This window comes from Rubrivivax albus (genome assembly GCF_004016515.1).
Lineage (GTDB): Bacteria > Pseudomonadota > Gammaproteobacteria > Burkholderiales > Burkholderiaceae_C > Rubrivivax > Rubrivivax albus.
The window spans coordinates 1-2113 of the sequence record NZ_SACT01000030.1; the positions used below are offsets into that span (position 1 = coordinate 1).

Annotated in this window: 2 protein-coding genes and 1 pseudogene; all 3 read right to left on the bottom strand. The window is 71.2% G+C overall.

The features are described from left to right. Window positions 1–1168, bottom strand: a 1168-nt coding sequence (locus ENE75_RS25155; RefSeq protein ID WP_199232414.1) for a methyl-accepting chemotaxis protein, incomplete at its 3' end; no start/stop codon positions are given. Window positions 1169–1189: 21 nt separating this feature from the next. Next, window positions 1190–1735 carry a chemotaxis protein CheW gene (locus tag ENE75_RS24590; protein WP_158289093.1) on the bottom strand — a complete coding sequence of 182 codons (546 nt, stop codon included), beginning with the start codon at window positions 1733–1735 and terminating at the stop codon, window positions 1190–1192. Window positions 1736–1739: 4 nt separating this feature from the next. Then, a pseudogene (locus ENE75_RS25160) lies at window positions 1740–2113 on the bottom strand (methyl-accepting chemotaxis protein); the annotation flags it as partial.

Here is a 2113-nt window from a genome sequence, read left to right on the forward strand (position 1 = left end):
CGGCGTTGCCCTTGACCGAGGCGTTCATCTCCTGCAGCGAGGCGGTGGTCTCCTCCACGCTGGCAGCCTGCTGGCTGGCCGAGTGCGCCAGGCTCTGCGAGGTCTGCGAGACCTGCGCGCTGGCCGCACCCAGGTGGTCGGCCGCGCTGCGCACCTCGCGGATCGTGCCGCTGACGGTGTCCAGCAACTGGTTGAAGCCGCTGCACAGTTCGGTGAAGAAGGCGTTCTTGCCTTCCAGCGGGATGCGCTGCTGCAGGTTGCCCCCCGTGGCGGCCTGCACCGCACGGTTCACCTCGCCGGCCACCTGTTCCTCCTCGCGGCGGCGCTGTTCTGATTCCGCCGCCCGGCGCGCGGTGTCGGCCACCTCGAAGCCCAGCCGGGTCTGCACCCGCTTGAGGGCCAGCAGCGCCTGGGCGCACTCGTCGTGGCCTCGCGCCTCGATGACGCCGTCGAAGCGCGCCTGCGAGAACGCGTCGAGCCTGCGGGCAGTGCAGTTCAGGGCCTGCACGACCCGCCTCGTGTTTGCAACGATCAGGCCCAGCAGGGCCACGTTAGCCACGGCCGCCAGCGCGGCCAGCGGCCAGGCACCCGCCACGGCTAGGCCGGCCACGGTGGCCGACAGGCCGGCCACGCCCAGGGTGAGCGCCAGCGACTTGGCGGCCACAGGCAGTGCCGCCAACCCGCGCAACGGCGACAGCAGGGCCTGCAAGCCTCCGGTCTTCTCGACCCGGCCTTCGACAATGGCCAGGCCGCGGGCCTGCCCGCTGGTGAACAGCCGGTAGGCGGCTTCGGCGGCCGCCACCTGATCGCGCGTGGGCCGGGTGCGCACCGACATGTACCCCACCGCCCGGCCGCCTTCGAGCACCGGCGTGGCATTGGCCACCACCCAGTAGTGGTCGCCGTTCTTGCGCCGGTTCTTCACCAGGCCGGTCCATGGGCGGCCGGCCTGCAGCGTCTGCCACATGTCGGCAAAGGCTTCTTCCGGCATGTCCGGGTGGCGGACCAGGTTGTGCGGCTGCCCCATCAGTTCGTCCAGCGTGAAGCCGGCGGCCTCGATGAAGTCGTCGTTGACGTAGGTGATGCGCCCCTTGAGGTCGGTGCGCGAGACGATGGTCATGCCATCGCGCAGCGGGTACTCTTGACTGGTGACGGGGAGGTTGCGGCGCATGTGATCTTCCAGGAAAAGGGGTCAGTGCGTGCAGTGGTGCTCGATGCACTCCGCCAGCTCGGCCACGGCCAGAAGGACCGGCAAGGCCAGCACGCCCACGAGCTGCCCTTCGGCACGCGTGATGCCGTGCAGGAAACGGTGCGGCACGGTCGTGCCGAGTTCGGGCGCGGGTTCAACGGCGGCGGGCTCGCGCTGCAGCACCTCGAAGACCGCGTCCACGAGCAGGCCAGCCACCAGGGGTGGATCGCCCGGGTCGGCCTGTGCGACCTCGACGATGACGATGCAGGAACGGCGGCCGAGGTCGGCGGCGCACAGGCCCAGGCGCGCGCCGAGGTCGATGACCGGCACCACGGCGCCGCGCAGGTTGATCACGCCGCGCACGAACGCGGGGGTGCGCGGCATCGGCGTCAGACGCCCGACCTGCAGGATCTCCCGCACGTCGGCAATCGACACGGCCAGGGTCTGGGTGCCGACCGCCAGGCGCAGCAGGGAGACGGCGCTTCCCGCAGTGCCACCGGCATTCCCGGGTTGGTCTGCGGCCGTCTGCAGTGTGGCAACGGCGCTCATGGGATCAGAACGACGTGAAGTCGGCTTCATCGACTTCGGCCACGGCGGACGGCTTGTTGGACTGGCCAAAGCGCAGCGTGGTCTGGCCGGCGGCAGCGGCCGGCGCCGCGGCGGCCGGCGCCCGGCGTCCATTGCCGCCTGCCTTGGCCGCCGGCTTGCCGGCCTTGTTGCCGTCCTCGGCCAGGCGGAAGAAGGCCATGAGCTCCTGCAGCTGGGCGGCCTGGGCGGAGAGTTCCTCGGCGGTGGCCGAGAGTTCCTCGCTGGCGCTGGCGGTCTGCTGGGTGGCGGAGCTGAGGTGGTTCATGGCGCCGGTGATCTGCTGCACGCCGTCGGCCTGCTCGCCGCTGGCTGCGGCGATCTCCTGGACGAGTTCGCTGG